The organism is Methylobacterium sp. CCH5-D2 (assembly GCF_001556475.1).
Classification (GTDB): Bacteria; Pseudomonadota; Alphaproteobacteria; order Rhizobiales; family Beijerinckiaceae; genus Methylobacterium; species Methylobacterium hispanicum.
Genome location: NZ_LSIX01000341.1, coordinates 1 through 257, shown reverse-complemented (window position 1 = coordinate 257; position 257 = coordinate 1). Strand labels below are relative to the sequence as shown.

Genomic DNA, 257 nt, shown 5'->3' with positions numbered 1-257 from the left:
CCCCCGCCACGAGCCCTACTTCGACAAGCTGGAGGGCGGCGAGGCGCTCGGGGTCGGCGAAGTAGAACTTGGTGGCGACGTCCAGCGGCGAGACCGCGCGCCCGACCCGCTGCGAGATCATGTCGGCGGTGGCATAGGCGAAGCAGATCGCGCTCTCCCCCTGCCCCACCGGGATGTCGGCGGGCCGCGGCGAGATCTGCACGCCCCCCGGCAGGGCGTGCGCGGCCGGCGGCATGGCGATCCGCACCGCCGGGCAG

General features: G+C 74.7%; 1 pseudogene. It reads right to left on the bottom strand.

What is annotated here, in order from left to right:
- Nucleotides 1–257 (bottom strand): annotated as a pseudogene (locus AX737_RS08960) (hypothetical protein); the annotation flags it as partial.